This is a genomic window from Vibrio sp. TRT 29B02, from assembly GCF_050113655.1.
GTDB lineage: Bacteria > Pseudomonadota > Gammaproteobacteria > Enterobacterales > Vibrionaceae > Vibrio.
This window is the reverse complement of the sequence record NZ_JBNJOJ010000031.1, coordinates 1-16,454: the sequence shown is the minus strand read 5'-3', so window position 1 is coordinate 16,454 and position 16,454 is coordinate 1. Positions and strand designations below refer to the sequence as shown.

Genomic DNA, 16,454 nt, shown 5'->3' with positions numbered 1-16,454 from the left:
CAAAACCTCGCTATACCTAGCCTTCGCCGTAATAAATTAACCTATTAATTTTAGACAATTAATAATGACTTTGCTCTAGCGCAAAGCTTTGCGCACACGATAAACTAGCTCTACCAATATGTGATGTGTCGCTTAAAACCCCAATAAGATTACGGATATTTTTTGAGCTATATCCCTGTTTTATCTGAGGCCCATTGCTAGCATGGTGAGCAGACAAAAATTAAAAAATTATTACAAAATCCCTACAAATATTCCGATAAGGAGCACCTATGACCGTTATGGAACATACAAAGGCTGCAACAATTGATCTTACCAAACACGGGCTTCAAAACGTAAAGGAGGTTATTCGTAACCCTAGCTATGAAGTGTTGTTCGAAGAAGAAACTCGCGCTGATCTGGAAGGCTATGAAAAAGGCGTAGTCACCGAATTAGGTGCAGTCGCTGTTGATACTGGTATTTTTACCGGCCGCTCACCAAAAGATAAATACATCGTCAAAGATTCGACCACTGAAGAACATATGTGGTGGACTTCAGATTCAGTAAAAAATGATAACAAACCAATCGACCAGGCTGTTTGGAATGATTTAAAAGAGCTTGTGACTAGCCAGCTTTCTGGTAAACGAGTATTCGTTATCGATGGTTACTGTGGTGCTAACCCAGACACGCGTTTAAGTATTCGCGTTATTACAGAAGTGGCGTGGCAAGCGCACTTTGTGAAAAACATGTTCATTCGTCCAAGCGAAGAAGAGCTCGCAACTTTTGAGCCAGACTTCGTTGTCATGAACGGTGCAAAATGTACCAACCAGAAGTGGCAAGAACACGGCCTCAACTCTGAAAACTTCACAGTATTCAACCTCACAGAGCGCATGCAGCTTATCGGCGGTACTTGGTACGGCGGCGAGATGAAGAAAGGCATGTTTGCGATGATGAACTACTTCCTTCCGCTACAAGACATTGCGTCGATGCACTGTAGCGCCAACATGGGCAAAGACGGTGATGTTGCGATCTTCTTTGGTCTATCTGGCACAGGTAAAACAACCCTGTCCACCGATCCGAAGCGTGCACTGATCGGTGATGACGAACACGGATGGGATGACGATGGTGTCTTCAACTTTGAAGGCGGTTGTTACGCAAAAACCATCAAGCTATCTAAAGAAGCAGAACCAGATATCTACAATGCAATCCGTCGTGACGCTCTTCTAGAAAACGTCACAGTGCGCTCGGATGGCTCAATCGACTTTGATGACGGTTCAAAAACTGAAAACACTCGCGTTTCTTACCCAATTGAACATATCGAAAACATCGTTAAGCCAGTTTCAAAAGGCGGCCACGCAAACAAAGTTATCTTCCTATCTGCGGATGCGTTTGGTGTTCTTCCTCCGGTATCAAAACTGACTCCAGAGCAGACTAAGTACCACTTCCTATCAGGCTTTACCGCTAAGCTAGCAGGTACAGAGCGAGGCATCACTGAACCAACACCAACATTCTCTGCTTGTTTTGGTGCAGCATTCCTAACGCTACACCCAACCAAATATGCAGAAGTTCTCGTGAAACGTATGGAAGCGGCAGGCGCTGAAGCTTACCTAGTGAACACTGGCTGGAACGGTACTGGCAAACGTATTTCGATTCAGGATACTCGTGGCATCATTGACGCGATTCTAGACGGTTCAATTGAACACGCTGAGACGAAGCACATCCCAATCTTCAACCTTGAAGTACCAACAGCGCTTCACGATGTTGACCCTGGCATCCTAGATCCTCGTGATACCTACACAGATCCACTGCAATGGGAAAGCAAAGCAAAAGATCTGGCTACTCGCTTTATCAATAACTTTGATAAGTACACTGATAATGATGAAGGTAAGGCTCTTGTCGCCGCTGGTCCTCAGCTCGATTAGTGACCTATTTACTATTTGTCTATCTAAGCCCCTCATTTGAGGGGCTTTTTGTTGCCTGAAACCAAAATTTGTTCCAAGCTAGTATCACTAATCATTAAGGGAAGTGATTCATCGTGAAAAAAGCACTGTTGCTGCTGAGTATCCTGCTTGTCAGTATTGCCACTCTGTCTATTTTGACGCTTTATATCGTGATGCAATCACAATACGCTCCTAAAGCGGTCAACTTACTAATCAGCAAGCTTACTCCCTACTCAATAACCACTTCTGGCGTGCAATATACGGCCCCCTTTCAACTCAAACTCAGTGATGTTGAAATTCAATCTTCTCAACGTGCCATCATGCTGCCAGCAGTGACGCTTTGGCTTAGCCAAATACCGTGGCAACAGAACAAACTTTCCTTCGACTCGATCCTAATAGAAGGTGCCACAATTAATCTTGAGGCAATGTATGCAGAACTCATTGGTGGTGTATACGTCCACCAGCTCGCGTTGAAACATGTCGACATTAGTGCACCAAGATGGTCAGCTCGCGGCGTCAATCTGCAAATCGAACAGCCTCGTTGGGTTACCAACAGCCAATCCTTACCTTACGGTGATATCCAACTTTCGGCTGAACAGCTCTATATGCAAGGCGAGGCGCTGAATAACTTGCTGATCGATATGCGTTATCAGGAAGAAGATAGTACGATTTTTGGTGGCTCATTTAACTGGCGGGGCGCTGTTTTTTCTGGGCAAGCAGAGCAGTATTCCCAAGGTTGGTCGTTAGTTAATGTCACCATCGACAAACTCTCTTTGCCAGAAAGCGAGCAAGTTGAGCAACTGGTCACGACCTTAAATAACCTTAGCTTGCCGATCAATCACATTAATAGCCTCGATATACTCAGTAGTTCATTTAACTATGGGCACTGGCGCTTCGAACAGCTTGACGCGTCGCTAGAAAACCTCTCACTCAATGATTCACTGTGGCAGCATCAAAGTGGATATGTCTCTTTTGATGCCGAAAGTATCAGTAATCAACAAGTACAACTCTTCTCCCCTAGAACGAGATTGGCATTTGCACCACAACAAGTCACGATTGAAGAGTTTGACGCAGATTTTCAACAAGGGAGAGTTCAGTTACAGGGGACGATCAGCCCTAAACAAGTATCTTTGAAGCAACTCAAGATCGTAGGCATAAAGTGGCTGGAGCAAACCGAACTGGCCATCCCTGCCTTTACTGAAATGGTGGTCAACCTCAATAAGTTAACCATCGAAACCCTGAAGGTTGAGAACAGCCAATTTATTCAGGTAGAACAACGCCCATACTGGCAAGTTTCTGGGCTAAACGTGACCGGTTCGCAACTAACATTAATCGACGAGAACAAAGCAGGACTGCTGTCAGGAGACTTAGACATCAGCGCTAACGCGGCAAGCATCGACAAACTGATCGCCACTCAGGCACACGTGAAAGCACACGCAGAGAACAATCTAGTCACCCTTGAGCGTGCGTTTATTCCTTTAGAGCAAGGCTATATCGAAGCGTCAGGGATTTGGGACATAGGCTCTGTTAGCGCTCCTTGGTCACTCTCGGTACATGCCGATGGACTTCCATTAGACCACTATCTTCTGCAACAACGAATGCCGTTCTCGCTATCAGGATTGGCAGAAGCAGAAGTCGAACTTAAAGGGTTATCTGGTGACTACTCGATGCTATCTCATAGCCTATCGGGGCATATTCTCACTCAACTACATCACACTCAGCTAGATGCGGTCAGCCTTGATGGTGAAAAAAACTACCAACAAACATTAGAGCTCAGCGAGATCACGCTTCGCGCTGACAGAGGACGCATGGTGATTGCGGGAGGAAATGACAACGCTCAAATAGCGGGTGAAGTCGATCTCACCAAACCTGAATTTGCTACTTTGTTACTGAAAACTGAACAGAAATGCCAAGAGCTTTGGTCTGATGTTCTAGGTAAAGCGAATGTGATTAAACAAACCTGTAGCGACAAGGAGCCTCCGCTGCCGAAGGCCATCGATAGTCATGATTTTGATTTGGAAGCAGGGCCCAGCACAGCTTTGTAGTTCGGTAGCAGCATGTAGGTACCCACAAAGTCCACCGCAGCTTTGTCTCCACTGTAGATGGTCACGTGAATCACAATACGTGCTTTGCGACCAGAAGCCAGTCGGTCTAAGTCACCACTAATGCCATCAAGGGACGTAGATGCAACGGGGTTCTGCGTGACTGGATGACGATAACGAATTTGGCTGTCAGCCAATACAATATCCCCAGTGAGGTTACGCTCTTTCATTAGCAACCAGGTTAGACCCCAGCCCGTTAAGGTGGCGAGAGTAAAAGCCGAGCCAGCAAACATCGTATTGTGAGGGTTTAAGTTCGGGTTTAGCTGCGCACTACACTCAAACTGATAGCCTGTGTATTGGTTGATTTTGATACCCATTTTGTCACTAATAGGAATCTGATTCTCCCAGCGCTCTTGCAACTCTGTACACCATTCTGGCTTACGCAATACATTAGCCATCGGATCGAGTTGCTTCACCATTTGTTGGTGACGAACAGGTCCACGCTCATCGGTCAACTCACCACGTCGCTCAAATCCATTCTTCTCATAAAACGAAATGGCATCTTCTCGGGCATTACAAACCAGTCGTTTGGCACCTTCCTGGCGTGCTAACGACTCTAGAGCAACGAGGACTAATGAACCCATCCCCTTACTGCGTCGATTACCTTTTACCGCCATATAGCGAATCTGACCTTCGCTATCTGGGGTTATGTAAAGACGGCCAATCGCCATAGGTAAGCCACGTCCATTAACTATCATGCGGTGATGACTCATAGGATCGTATTCATCACGCTCTGAGCCAATCGGCATACGCCAAGGCTCTCTTAGCATCTGCCAACGAAAGTGATAATACTTATTGAGTTGGTTCTCTGTTTTTGGCGTGATCAGCTTAAACATAAAAATCCTTTTTTATGGAGACAGATAATGTCTCCCCACTATTTTTTATAATTATACTTGTAACCAGAAGGTGACTGGGCCGTCATTGACCAAAGATACCTTCATATCAGCAGCAAAACGTCCGCGTTCCGTAGGAAGAACCTCTGCGCAGCGATCAGCAAAGTACTCATATAAGCGCTCAGCTTCCGTAGGATGAGCACCTCTAGAAAATCCCGCTCGAGTGCCCTTTTTTGTGTCAGCCGGAAGAGTGAACTGAGAGACCACCAAAACTTTACCTTCAACTTGTTGGACGTTGAGGTTCATTTTGTCTTCATCATCACCAAAAACACGATAAGTCGTCACACGCTCCATTAGTCGCTTCGCCTTTGCTTCATCATCGTCTTTTTCTACCCCTAGCAGCACAAGTAGACCTTTGTCTATCTCTCCAACCACTTCACCATTTACGCGTACGGCTGCTTCACTCACTCTTTGGATCAGGGCTATCACTGTGCTTTCCTTCTGACGGTTTAACTTGAATTTTTGTTGAGTGTACCACTTCTTTGGGCTCGCTCCACTGCTCTCTTTCTCCCAGAGCAGCGGTCACTTCGGCACCAACGAGTACAATAAGCCAGCACAGATACACCCAAACAAACAGAATAGGAATAGCCGCTAACGCCCCATAGATCAGCTGGTACGAGGGAAACTGAGTGATATAGGCCGCGAAGCCTTTTTTACTTGCTTCAAACAGCAGTGCCGCGACAATTGCCCCCACCATAGCATGGGAAATGCGAACTTTTTTATTCGGTACCAAAAGGTACAAACCAACAAACGCGAAGAAAGATAACAGAAACGGCAACCAACGCAGCAGTAGATCATAAATCCCTGAGATGGCTTCACTTTCGATAATTTTCAAAGACGTAACGTAAGACGTCGCGGCTATACTGGCACCAACCAGAATTGGACCAAGAGTCAAAACCATCCAATACATCGAAAATGAAAATACAGCGCGGCGCTTTTGTTTAACTCGCCAAATGTAGTTAAGGTTCTTATCGATATTTGAAATCAACATCAACGCGGCAACAAAAAGAAAAACACCACCCACTGCACTCATCTTGCCAGTGTTGGCGACAAACTCCAGCAACGCCCCCTTTACTGCATCTCCAGCCGCAGGCACAAAGTGGGTAATAACAAAGTCTTGCATCGCGTCACCGGCATTTTCAAATATCGCAAAAGACGAAAGAACAGAAAGCAATACGGTCAACATTGGTACGATAGATAACAAGGTAATGTAAGCAAGATATCCCGCATTCACATTGACTCTATCATGTCCCATACGGGTCAGCAGATAGCGTACAAACAACACCGCTTGCTTAATCAATGGCTCGATTTTCAACTTGTATCTCCCAACTAACTCAGTCATCCTAACGTTCTAATTCTAAAGGAAAGGAACCCATCATGCCGTACTTACTGGCGATTGTATTGTCGATTTTTACCTTAACAGGATGTCAATCAGCCTATTACTCTGCAATGGAACAAGTAGGCTACCACAAACGCGACATCATGGTGGATCGTGTCGAAGATGCAAAAGAATCACAACAAGATGCCCAACAAGAATTTACCAGTGCTTTGGAAGCTCTCTCGGCTTTAACTCACTTTGATGGTGGTGAACTGGAAACGGTGTACAACCAAATCAATGACAAGTATCAAGATAGCGAGAAAGCGGCACAAGAAGTGAGTGATCGAATTGCGGCCATTGAAGATGTTTCTGATGCCTTATTTGCAGAGTGGCAAAGCGAGCTCGAACTCTACACTAGCAGCAAGCTCCGTCGCGCCAGTGAGCAAAAATTAAAAGAGACTCAACGCTCATACAACACAATGCTGTCGGCGATGAAACGTGCTGAAGATAAGATGACACCAGTGCTTAATACACTGCGTGACAACACTCTCTACTTAAAACATAACCTCAACGCGAGTGCCATTGGCGCACTGCAAGGTGAGTTCACAAGCTTAGAGCAAGATATTCAATACGCAATTAAACAAATGAACGCAGCCATTGCTGAATCAGATAAGTTCCTACAGAAACTAAGCCAAAAATAACGGATAAAAAAAAGCCCCGAGCATCGCTCAGGGCTTATTCAATTTAATCCGTTACAGATTACTTAGCTGCACGAGAAGCACGCTTACGATCGCTTTCCGTTAGGAATTTCTTACGTACACGGATGCTTTCAGGAGTGACTTCTACTAGTTCATCGTCATCGATAAATTCTAGAGCTTGCTCTAGTGTCATGATGATTGGCGGAGTAAGAACCTGTGCGTCATCCGTACCAGATGCACGAACGTTAGTTAGCTGCTTACCTTTCAGTGCGTTTACCGTCAGATCGTTATCACGGCTGTGAATACCGATAACCATGCCTTCGTACACTTCTACACCGTGACCAATGAATAAGCGACCACGCTCTTGAAGGTTAAATAGTGCGTTAGTTAGCGCTTTACCCGCTGCGTTAGCAATCAACACACCGTTGATACGTTGACCGATATTACCGCCTTTGTGTGGGCCGTAGTGATCAAACGTATGGTAAAGAAGACCAGAACCTGAAGTTAGAGTCATAAATTCTGTTTGGAAACCAATTAGACCACGAGATGGCATAACGAAATCCATACGGATACGACCTTTACCATCAGGAGACATGTCTTTCAGCTCACCTTTACGTAGGCCGATGTTTTCCATGATACCGCCCTGATGCTCTTCCATCACGTCGATAGTTACCGTTTCAAACGGTTCCATTAGCTGACCGTTTTCTTCTTTAATAATAACTTCTGGACGAGATACTGCTAGCTCGAAACCTTCACGACGCATGTTTTCGATCAGGATAGATAGGTGAAGCTCACCACGACCTGATACGCGGAATTTGTCTGGATCGTCTGTTTGTTCAACACGCAGTGCAACGTTGTGGACAAGTTCTTTTTCTAGGCGCTCAAGAATGTTACGTGAAGTAACGAACTTACCTTCTTTACCTGCAAACGGAGACGTGTTTACTTGGAACGTCATTGTTACTGTTGGTTCATCAACAGACAGTGCCGGCAGTGCTTCAACTTGGTTTTGAGCACAGATAGTGTCAGAGATTTTTAGCTCGCCAAGACCTGTGATTGCGATGATATCGCCCGCATGAGCTTGCTCAACTTCGTGACGCTCAAGGCCTAGGTAGCCCATTACTGTACCGACTTTACCGTTACGAGTTTTACCGTCTGCACCAATAACCGTTACTTGTTGGTTAGGTTTAACGCTACCACGTGTTACACGTGCAACACCGATAACACCAACGTAAGAGCTGTAGTCTAGCTGAGAAACTTGCATCTGTAGTGGACCTTCAAGGTCAACTTCTGGTGCCGCTACTTCTTCAACGATAGTTTGGAATAGTGGTTCCATGTTCTCGCCAGTTTCACCCTCTTCTAGAGCTGCCCAACCGTTAAGTGCTGATGCGTAAACCACTTTAAAGTCTAGCTGATCATCAGTAGCACCTAGGTTGTCGAATAGGTCGAACACTTGGTCCATAACCCAATCAGGACGAGCGCCAGGACGGTCAATCTTGTTGATAACAACGATAGGCTTAAGACCGTGAGCAAATGCTTTTTGTGTTACGAAACGCGTTTGAGGCATTGGGCCGTCAACTGCGTCAACGATAAGTAGCACTGAGTCTACCATCGACATAATACGTTCTACTTCACCACCGAAGTCCGCGTGTCCCGGAGTGTCTACGATGTTGATACGGTAGTCATTCCAGTTAATCGCTGTGTTCTTAGCAAGAATGGTAATACCACGCTCTTTTTCGATGTCGTTCGAGTCCATGACTCGCTCTTCAGCTTCACCGCGAGACTCTAAAGTACCTGATTGCTGTAGTAGTTTATCAACCAGTGTTGTTTTACCGTGGTCAACGTGCGCGATGATCGCGATATTTCTTAATTTATCAATCTGTGGAGTAGCCATGGATTTGATTCGCTCGATAGAAGAAGCCCGCTAGCAAAAACTCAGTTTTGGATAGCGCACTTACTTGATTAAAAAAACGGCCATAATGTACCAGATTCTAGCGAAAAACCCAGAAATATGTGATCTGATTCGCTGCATTTCAACAGATATTTTTCTAGCCACCACTAAATCACCAAACGTAACACCAAATCCTGATTGACATCGAAGGGAAAACTGGGCTGAATGGAACACGATTTTGTTTGTTATTGGTGCAACAAACCCAATGAGCACCAAAATAGTGCAACAACAGATCATTTTGGTGCAAATTATTGCACCAAGTTAAACACCAACAAGCCAAAGCATTGAAATTAATGGAATAATTTTTTTGGCACGGTTTTGGCTTTAATTAAATCGGCATCGATTAATACGATTGAAAAGAAATTAATCAATGCTGGATTTCAAACGAATCGAGCTAAACCGCTTTAATAACACTGGAGGTTATCCAAGATGTCAGTAGAAAACGTTCTATCGCTGATCCAAGAAAACGAAGTTAAGTTTGTTGACCTACGCTTTACAGATACAAAGGGTAAAGAGCAACATATTTCAATCCCTGCTCACCAAATCGACGCAGACTTCTTCGAAGAAGGTAAGATGTTCGATGGTTCTTCTGTTGCTGGCTGGAAAGGCATCAACGAATCAGACATGGTAATGATGCCTGACGCATCATCAGCGGTTCTTGACCCGTTCACAGAAGATGCAACGCTAAACATCCGTTGTGACATCCTTGAACCTGCAACGATGCAAGGTTATGACCGCGACCCACGCTCTATCGCGAAACGCGCAGAAGACTACATGCGTTCTACTGGTATCGCTGATACTGTACTCGTTGGTCCAGAGCCTGAGTTCTTCCTATTTGATGATGTAAAATTCTCAACAGATATGTCTGGCTCTTTCTTCAAAATCGACGATGTTGAAGCAGCTTGGAATACTGGTTCAGACATCGAAGGTGGTAACAAAGGTCACCGTCCAGGCGTTAAAGGTGGTTACTTCCCAGTTGCTCCTGTTGACTCTTCACAAGATATCCGTTCTGCTATGTGTCTAATCATGGAAGAGATGGGCCTAGTTGTAGAAGCTCACCACCACGAAGTTGCAACGGCTGGTCAGAACGAAATCGCTACTCGCTTTAACACGCTAACAACGAAAGCGGACGAAATCCAAATCTACAAGTACGTTGTACACAACGTTGCACACGCATTCGGCAAAACAGCGACATTCATGCCTAAGCCACTTGTAGGTGATAACGGTTCTGGTATGCACGTTCACCAATCTCTTGCGAAAGACGGCGTTAACCTATTCGCTGGCGACAAGTACGGCGGCCTATCTGAAATGGCTATCTACTACATCGGTGGTATCATCAAGCACGCTCGCGCGCTAAATGCTCTAACAAACCCATCGACTAACTCGTACAAGCGTTTGGTTCCTCACTACGAAGCTCCCGTTATGCTAGCTTACTCTGCTCGTAACCGTAGTGCTTCTATCCGTATCCCAGTGGTACCAAGCCCTAAAGCGCGTCGTATCGAAGTTCGCTTCCCAGATCCAGCAGCAAACCCATACCTAGCATTTGCGGCAATGCTGATGGCTGGTCTTGATGGTATTAAGAACAAGATTCACCCAGGTGAAGCAATGGATAAAGACCTTTACGATCTACCAGCTGAAGAAGCTGCAGAGATTCCAAAGGTTGCAGAGTCACTAAAACAAGCACTTGAGTGTCTTGATGAAGACCGTGAGTTCTTGACTGCGGGTGGTGTATTCTCTGATGACTTTATCGACTCTTACATTGCACTAAAAACTGCTGATGTTGAACGTGTGAACACAGCTGTTCACCCACTAGAGTTCGAACTGTACTACTCTGTATAATCGACATTAGTGCGCAACACACGGTTGCAATGAACATTATTAAGGCTCGCCTTTTAGGCGAGCCTTTTTATTTTCCGGTGTCGAGAGTCAGACATTACTTACACCTTCAACTCTTTTGTAATTCAACATCTTATAGACGGCAAGCTTATTGCATTAACAACTCTAGAAACCGTGCATTAGCAGTAGCCATGATGAATAACTGAACAAAATCGACACTAAAGTACCTGTATGCAATAGGTTTTAGCTTCAGTTCTTACAGTGAATGCGCCATACTTGAATTTTCTTTCGCACCAATTTGGTGCGCTGCACTATTCAAGTTCAAGGATGAGGGAGAGAGCAGTGGACAGCGAACTCAATAACATTATTTTAAACCACCAAGTGACCGCGATTCTAATTATGAATGAGTCACTTCAGGTGAAGTACGCCAATCCAGCGGCTGAACAACTGTTTTCTCAAAGTGCTAAGCGAATAGTCAATCATCCACTATCACATTTAATCCAGCATGCCTCACTGGATCTTGCACTGCTGTCACAACCACTACAAAGTGGACAAAGCATTACTGACAGCGATGTTACCTTTGTTGTCGATGGCAAACCATTGATGCTTGAAGTGACTGTAAGCCCAATATCTTGGAATAAAAAAATAATGCTGCTGGTTGAAATGAGGAAAATAGGCCAGCAACGTCGCTTGTCCCAAGAGCTGAATCAACATGCTCAGCAACAAGCCGCAAAGCTACTAGTTAGAGGCCTTGCGCATGAGATTAAAAACCCTCTCGGTGGCTTACGTGGTGCTGCTCAGCTACTAGAACGCACTCTCCCAGATCCTAGCCTAGCTGAATATACCCAAATCATTATCGAACAGGCCGATCGTTTACGCGCCTTAGTGGATCGACTACTGGGCCCACAAAGACCAGGGAAAAAGCGCCCAGAAAACCTCCACCTTATCCTTGAAAAAGTCCGTCAGTTGGTTGATCTCGAAGCCAACCAGAGTGTCACTATCGAACGCGACTACGACCCCAGCCTGCCGGAAATTCTTATGGATGCGGATCAGATTGAGCAGGCACTACTGAATATTGTGAGTAATGCTGGACAAATTTTGAATGGGCAACAAAACGGCGAAATTATTATTCGCACCAGAACAGTGCATCAGGCCAATATTCACGGTCAACGCTGCAAGCTAGCGGCACGAATCGAAATTACAGACAACGGTCCAGGTATTCCTGCCGACCTACAAGACACTCTTTTCTACCCTATGGTCAGCGGAAGAGAAGGGGGGACAGGGTTAGGCCTGTCGATAGCACAAAATTTAATAGACCAACACCAAGGCAAAATTGACGTTGAGAGTTGGCCTGGAAGAACCACATTTACGATTTATTTACCCATTTAAACAATGGAAAGTAATCTTGCTGCAAGGAAATCAATATGAGTAAAGGATACGTTTGGGTTGTTGATGATGACAGCTCTATCCGTTGGGTGATGGAGAAGACTCTCTCATCTGCCAACATAAAGTGTGAAACCTTTGCAGATGCTGAAAGCGTTTTAATGGCACTTGAACGAGAAACGCCTGACGTACTCGTTTCAGATATTCGTATGCCAGGCATTGATGGGATTGAGCTCCTTAAACAGGTACATGAATGTTCACCTGAACTTCCTGTCATTATCATGACTGCCCACTCAGATCTTGATGCAGCAGTCAATGCCTACCAAAAAGGGGCGTTTGAATATCTCCCTAAGCCTTTCGATGTTGATGAAACTCTGACTTTAGTTGAGCGAGCTATCACACATAGCCAGGAGCAGAGACAAGAGCAAGCATCACTGGCTGGCGAAGGTTACACGCCTCCAGAGATCATTGGTGAAGCGCCAGCAATGCAGGAAGTATTCCGTGCAATTGGTCGACTGTCTCGTTCTTCGATCTCTGTACTCATCAACGGTGAATCAGGTACAGGTAAAGAACTGGTCGCTCATGCGCTTCATCGCCATAGCCCTCGAGCCAGCAAACCCTTTATTGCTCTTAATATGGCGGCGATACCAAAAGACTTGATTGAATCAGAGCTGTTTGGTCATGAAAAAGGCGCCTTTACCGGAGCCAACAGCGTTCGCCAAGGACGCTTTGAACAAGCCAATGGTGGAACTTTATTTTTGGATGAGATCGGTGATATGCCGCTCGATATTCAAACACGACTACTACGAGTATTAGCGGATGGTCAGTTCTATCGCGTTGGTGGACACTCCCCCATCAAAGTGGATGTTCGTATCGTCGCAGCAACACACCAGAACCTTGAAAAACTCGTTTCAAAAGGCAATTTCCGCGAAGATTTGTTTCATCGCCTCAACGTCATTCGAATTCATATCCCTGCACTGAGAGAGCGCAAACAGGATATAGAAAAACTTACTTTACACTTCCTAGCATTAGCGGCTGAAGAACTCAGTGTTGATGTCAAAACACTGCATCCCAGCACGGTAGAAACGCTTAATCGGTTGGATTGGCCAGGTAACGTTCGTCAGTTAGAAAACATCTGTCGCTGGTTAACTGTTATGGCGAGTGGCTCAGAAATTCTACCCGGAGATCTACCCACTGAATTGCTTGAGGACAAAAGGCACAACAATGTCAGTTCAGCAGGTTCATGGCAGCAACAATTGGCAAGCTGGGCAAGAAACTCTCTTGCTCAAGGAGATACCGAGCTACTTTCTTACGCACTTCCTGAATTTGAGCGTATACTTTTGGAAGCAGCGTTAGAACATACTAACGGTCATAAACAAGACGCAGCGAAAGTTTTAGGCTGGGGACGAAACACCCTGACCCGAAAGCTCAAAGAGCTTTACTGACATCAAGTCGCTTAACAACCGACTCAGATAATGAAGGTTACTACGGACAGATTGCAGTCTATTATTTGTATGGTAATCACCGTTTTTACCCTCTGTCACTCGCCTTGTATTACGATCAGTGCATAAGGGGTCGGATGAAAGTGACTACAAAGATCACCCTCAGAACAGCTGTTGTACTGCCGTTTGTATTGATATTTATCTTTACAATCGGAGTGATCATAGCAGTACAGAAGAACAGCTATGAAGAGATGGTCGTCGATATCAGCAGTAAACAACTATCCGCTCTAACTGAGAACGTCAGACTTGAGCTTAATAGTTTTCTCAATGAACCCTTTCAGGCAAGTCTTGCTCTCAGCCACTCTATTGGGTTCAATGAACTTTATCGTTCAGGAGACACATCTAATATTGAGCAGTATTTGCTAACCTCCTTTCGCGATCTCTACAATACCTTCCCTCAACTCGATGTTATCGGCTTCGGCGGAGAAAGTGCTGAGTACGTAGGTTTCCGCAAAGAGCCCGATAAAAGCTACACCGTAATGGTTCAGGATAATCGTACCCAATATAAGTTGGTCATTTATCGTGGAGAAGTCATTAACGAAAATGTTCGCTCGGTGATCGATAACTATGATCCAAGAGTCCGACCATGGTATGCCCCCGTAGCCAAAACGCGTCTGCCCATGTGGTCATCCATCTATGCCAATGCAGATGAAAGGCAAGAGATCACCTTATCCGCTCTAACCCCCGTATTTTATGGCGATCAATTCCAAGGGGTGGTAGTAACTGATGTCAAAATCGACACGTTTAATACCTTCCTAAAAGAACAGCAAAAGCACACCAACGCACTGATCTATATTGTCGATGACAAGAAGCGTCTCATTGCTCACTCAACAAATGGTAATGTCGTCTCTTGGGGTACATCTTTAACTCCAAAAGGAGAGCGACTATTCGCAACAGAAAGTACAAATCCAATAATCAAAGCCAATGCCGAGTATTCGGCATCACAAGAGTTATACCAACTGAACCAGACTCAACGTTTCACAATCGATATCAGTGGAGATCGCTATTTCAACCATTTCACCCCTTACATCGATGAGCATGGTTTGAAATGGTATATCGGTGTCGCTATTTCCGAGTCACATCTGCTCGGTAAACTGCCAGAAAGTCAGCGAAATAGTTGGGTTATTGGATTAATAGCGAGCTTTATCGGCATCGTTGTTGGTTTGCTCGCCTTTAACCAGATAATGACACCCATCACATCAACAGCAGCAGCAGCCAAACGTCTTGCGAAAGGTGACTGGGATAGCCATATGCCACAGCCAGGCAATATCTATGAAACCTCTATGCTGGTGTTCGCATTTAACGAAATGGCCAACAACTTAAAAGCCTCATTCAGAGCATTACGAACTCAATTACTTTATGACTCGTTAACTAACCTCTATAGTCGAGAAGGCTTGATTGATACGTGTGATTCTCTCGGTAAGTTGGACGGTATTTTGTTACTGGTGGGAATCAATAAATTCAGAGATATCAACGACAGTTTAGGCCATAGTCTAGGCGATCAGATTCTCAGTGTTATATCTCGCCGACTCAAATCCCTTTTCACCAATCAACACTATCTAGCCAGAATCGGTGGTGATGAGTTCGCTATCTACATACCCGATCGACAAACCTGCGCTAATTCTAAAATCCTTGCAGATCAAATCATTGCAATGTTCGTATCGCCATTTCTGATTGAACAAGAGAGTGTGCTAATCAGCGTCTCAGTCGGCGTTGTTGAAGACGGACCGGATGCCAACATGACGGTGTGGCTAAGAAACGGGAGCATCGCGCTAAGTAATGCAAAACATGACGCGACAAGCATCAGCTATTACCGTCCTGAAATGGCGGATATCTCTCGAAATAGAACCATGATGTTAGCAAAGATAAAAGATGCCATTGAGCACAAGGAGTTTTTACCTTTCTATCAACCACTCATTGATTTGAACAGTGGCAAAGTCGTGGGTGCAGAAGCCCTAGCAAGATGGCTCTCCCCTACGCAAGGCTTACTACCACCTATGGATTTTATTCCATTAGCGGAAGAAAGCGGGTTAATGGGTGCAATAGGAGAGCATATTCTAACTCAAGCGTGCAATGATACTGTTCAGGGTCTCAAAGAGGGCAAGTGGGACGAGGCATTTAATATGCATGTTAACCTCTCAGTTAATCAGCTTTCCCAACCTACTTTTATCCAAGTCCTACAAAGAATACTGGCACAGTCAAACCTCAAAGCCAGTAACCTTACCTTAGAGATTACTGAATCACGCATCGTAGACAACGATCCAGTAACAATACAAAACTTGCAGGCTATCCGAGATCTAGGGGTAAGAATTGCGATCGATGACTTCGGAACAGGCTACAGCTCCCTTGCTTATCTGCATAAACTACCGTTTGACTGCATTAAGATAGACCGTGCCTTTGTTCGTAGCCTAGATCCTCTAAATCTCGATACGTCGATTGTTGCAGCGATCGTTAACATGACTCGAGGAATGAGAGTCAGCATAGTAGCCGAAGGCATTGAAACGTATGAGCAAGAGCGCCTAATTACCAAACTAGGTTGCTCACTTGGTCAAGGTTTCCTCTACAGCCGACCAGTCCCTTATGACGAGTGGCCAACCAACTTGGTCACAAAGAAATAGTGATTCGGACTCTAAACCCTACCCGATGAAGCAAGTACTTGAGCAAATGGCTCTCGATAGAGAAACGGAAAGTATCTATCAGCAGTATTACTGATAAGTGAGAAATGATTTTATTGTTGGGTCAAACGAAAAAGCCCGCTGCGTATGCAGCGGGCTTTTCAATGTGGCGGAGAGATAGGGATTTGAACCCTAGATACGCTATTAACGTATGCCGGTTTTCAAGACCGGTGCTTTCAACCA

11 protein-coding genes are annotated in these 16,454 nt (G+C 45.0%); 7 read left to right on the top strand and 4 right to left on the bottom strand.

Annotated elements, in window-relative coordinates; all coding sequences use genetic code 11:
- Positions 1–269 precede the first annotated feature (269 nt).
- Both pckA and ACQEXT_RS17080 read left to right on the top strand, forming a co-directional pair.
- Entirely contained in the window at positions 270–1,898 is a 1,629-nt protein-coding gene (pckA, locus tag ACQEXT_RS17085; RefSeq protein ID WP_426953018.1) for a phosphoenolpyruvate carboxykinase (ATP), read from the top strand.
- 113 nt (positions 1,899–2,011) lie between these two features.
- Entirely contained in the window at positions 2,012–3,961 is a 1,950-nt protein-coding gene (locus ACQEXT_RS17080; RefSeq protein ID WP_426953017.1) for an AsmA family protein, read from the top strand.
- On the opposite strand, the gene ACQEXT_RS17075 is transcribed toward ACQEXT_RS17080, so the two are convergent.
- Genes ACQEXT_RS17075 through ACQEXT_RS17065 form a run of 3 tightly spaced genes read right to left on the bottom strand, consistent with a single transcriptional unit; the run spans position 3,919 to position 6,226 of the window.
- Positions 3,919–4,854: a YiiD C-terminal domain-containing protein gene (locus ACQEXT_RS17075; protein ID WP_426953016.1), complete on the bottom strand. Its 936-nt coding sequence runs from the start codon at positions 4,852–4,854 to the stop codon at positions 3,919–3,921. The genes ACQEXT_RS17080 and ACQEXT_RS17075 overlap by 43 nt on opposite strands.
- Before the next feature lie 51 nt (positions 4,855–4,905).
- Entirely contained in the window at positions 4,906–5,340 is a 435-nt protein-coding gene (gene dtd / locus ACQEXT_RS17070) for a D-aminoacyl-tRNA deacylase (RefSeq protein WP_138972899.1), read from the bottom strand.
- Positions 5,312–6,226: a virulence factor BrkB family protein gene (locus ACQEXT_RS17065; RefSeq protein WP_138972898.1), complete on the bottom strand. Its 915-nt coding sequence runs from the start codon at positions 6,224–6,226 to the stop codon at positions 5,312–5,314. The genes dtd and ACQEXT_RS17065 overlap by 29 nt, the downstream gene beginning before the upstream one ends.
- Before the next feature lie 62 nt (positions 6,227–6,288).
- Between ACQEXT_RS17065 and ACQEXT_RS17060 the strand changes: the two genes are divergently transcribed.
- The gene (locus tag ACQEXT_RS17060) at positions 6,289–6,930 is read left to right on the top strand and encodes a DUF2959 domain-containing protein (RefSeq protein ID WP_331427710.1); all 642 of its coding nucleotides are present in this window, start codon (positions 6,289–6,291) and stop codon (positions 6,928–6,930) included.
- 58 nt (positions 6,931–6,988) lie between these two features.
- Here ACQEXT_RS17060 and typA read toward each other — a convergent pair whose 3' ends face one another.
- Complete coding sequence (gene typA, locus ACQEXT_RS17055; RefSeq protein ID WP_269376950.1) at positions 6,989–8,818, bottom strand: translational GTPase TypA; 1,830 nt, start codon at positions 8,816–8,818, stop codon at positions 6,989–6,991.
- A gap of 486 nt (positions 8,819–9,304) precedes the next feature.
- On the opposite strand from typA, the gene glnA reads away from it, so the two are divergent.
- The 4 genes from glnA to ACQEXT_RS17035 all read left to right on the top strand — a co-directional run bounded on the left by glnA (position 9,305) and on the right by ACQEXT_RS17035 (position 16,214).
- The gene (gene glnA / locus ACQEXT_RS17050) at positions 9,305–10,714 is read left to right on the top strand and encodes a glutamate--ammonia ligase (protein WP_331416653.1); all 1,410 of its coding nucleotides are present in this window, start codon (positions 9,305–9,307) and stop codon (positions 10,712–10,714) included.
- A gap of 339 nt (positions 10,715–11,053) precedes the next feature.
- On the top strand, positions 11,054–12,100 hold the full coding sequence (glnL, locus tag ACQEXT_RS17045; protein ID WP_331427711.1) for a nitrogen regulation protein NR(II): 1,047 nt from the start codon (positions 11,054–11,056) through the stop codon (positions 12,098–12,100).
- Positions 12,101–12,135: 35 nt separating this feature from the next.
- A complete protein-coding gene (gene glnG, locus ACQEXT_RS17040) occupies positions 12,136–13,539 on the top strand; it encodes a nitrogen regulation protein NR(I) (protein ID WP_426953015.1) in 1,404 nt (467 codons plus the stop codon).
- A 134-nt stretch (positions 13,540–13,673) separates the two neighbouring features.
- The gene (locus ACQEXT_RS17035) at positions 13,674–16,214 is read left to right on the top strand and encodes an EAL domain-containing protein (protein ID WP_426953014.1); all 2,541 of its coding nucleotides are present in this window, start codon (positions 13,674–13,676) and stop codon (positions 16,212–16,214) included.
- Positions 16,215–16,454: the final 240 nt, after the last annotated feature.

What these genes read in the sequence shown, in the direction of transcription:
- glnA (WP_331416653.1), top strand. Translation starts at nt 9,305, where the DNA reads ATGTCAGTAGAAAACGTTCTATCGCTGATCCAAGAAAACGAAGTTAAG.
- typA (WP_269376950.1), bottom strand. Translation starts at nt 8,818, where the DNA reads ATGGCTACTCCACAGATTGATAAATTAAGAAATATCGCGATCATCGCG.
- glnG (WP_426953015.1), top strand. Translation starts at nt 12,136, where the DNA reads ATGAGTAAAGGATACGTTTGGGTTGTTGATGATGACAGCTCTATCCGT.
- pckA (WP_426953018.1), top strand. Translation starts at nt 270, where the DNA reads ATGACCGTTATGGAACATACAAAGGCTGCAACAATTGATCTTACCAAA.
- ACQEXT_RS17075 (WP_426953016.1), bottom strand. Translation starts at nt 4,854, where the DNA reads ATGTTTAAGCTGATCACGCCAAAAACAGAGAACCAACTCAATAAGTAT.
- ACQEXT_RS17035 (WP_426953014.1), top strand. Translation starts at nt 13,674, where the DNA reads ATGAAAGTGACTACAAAGATCACCCTCAGAACAGCTGTTGTACTGCCG.
- ACQEXT_RS17060 (WP_331427710.1), top strand. Translation starts at nt 6,289, where the DNA reads ATGCCGTACTTACTGGCGATTGTATTGTCGATTTTTACCTTAACAGGA.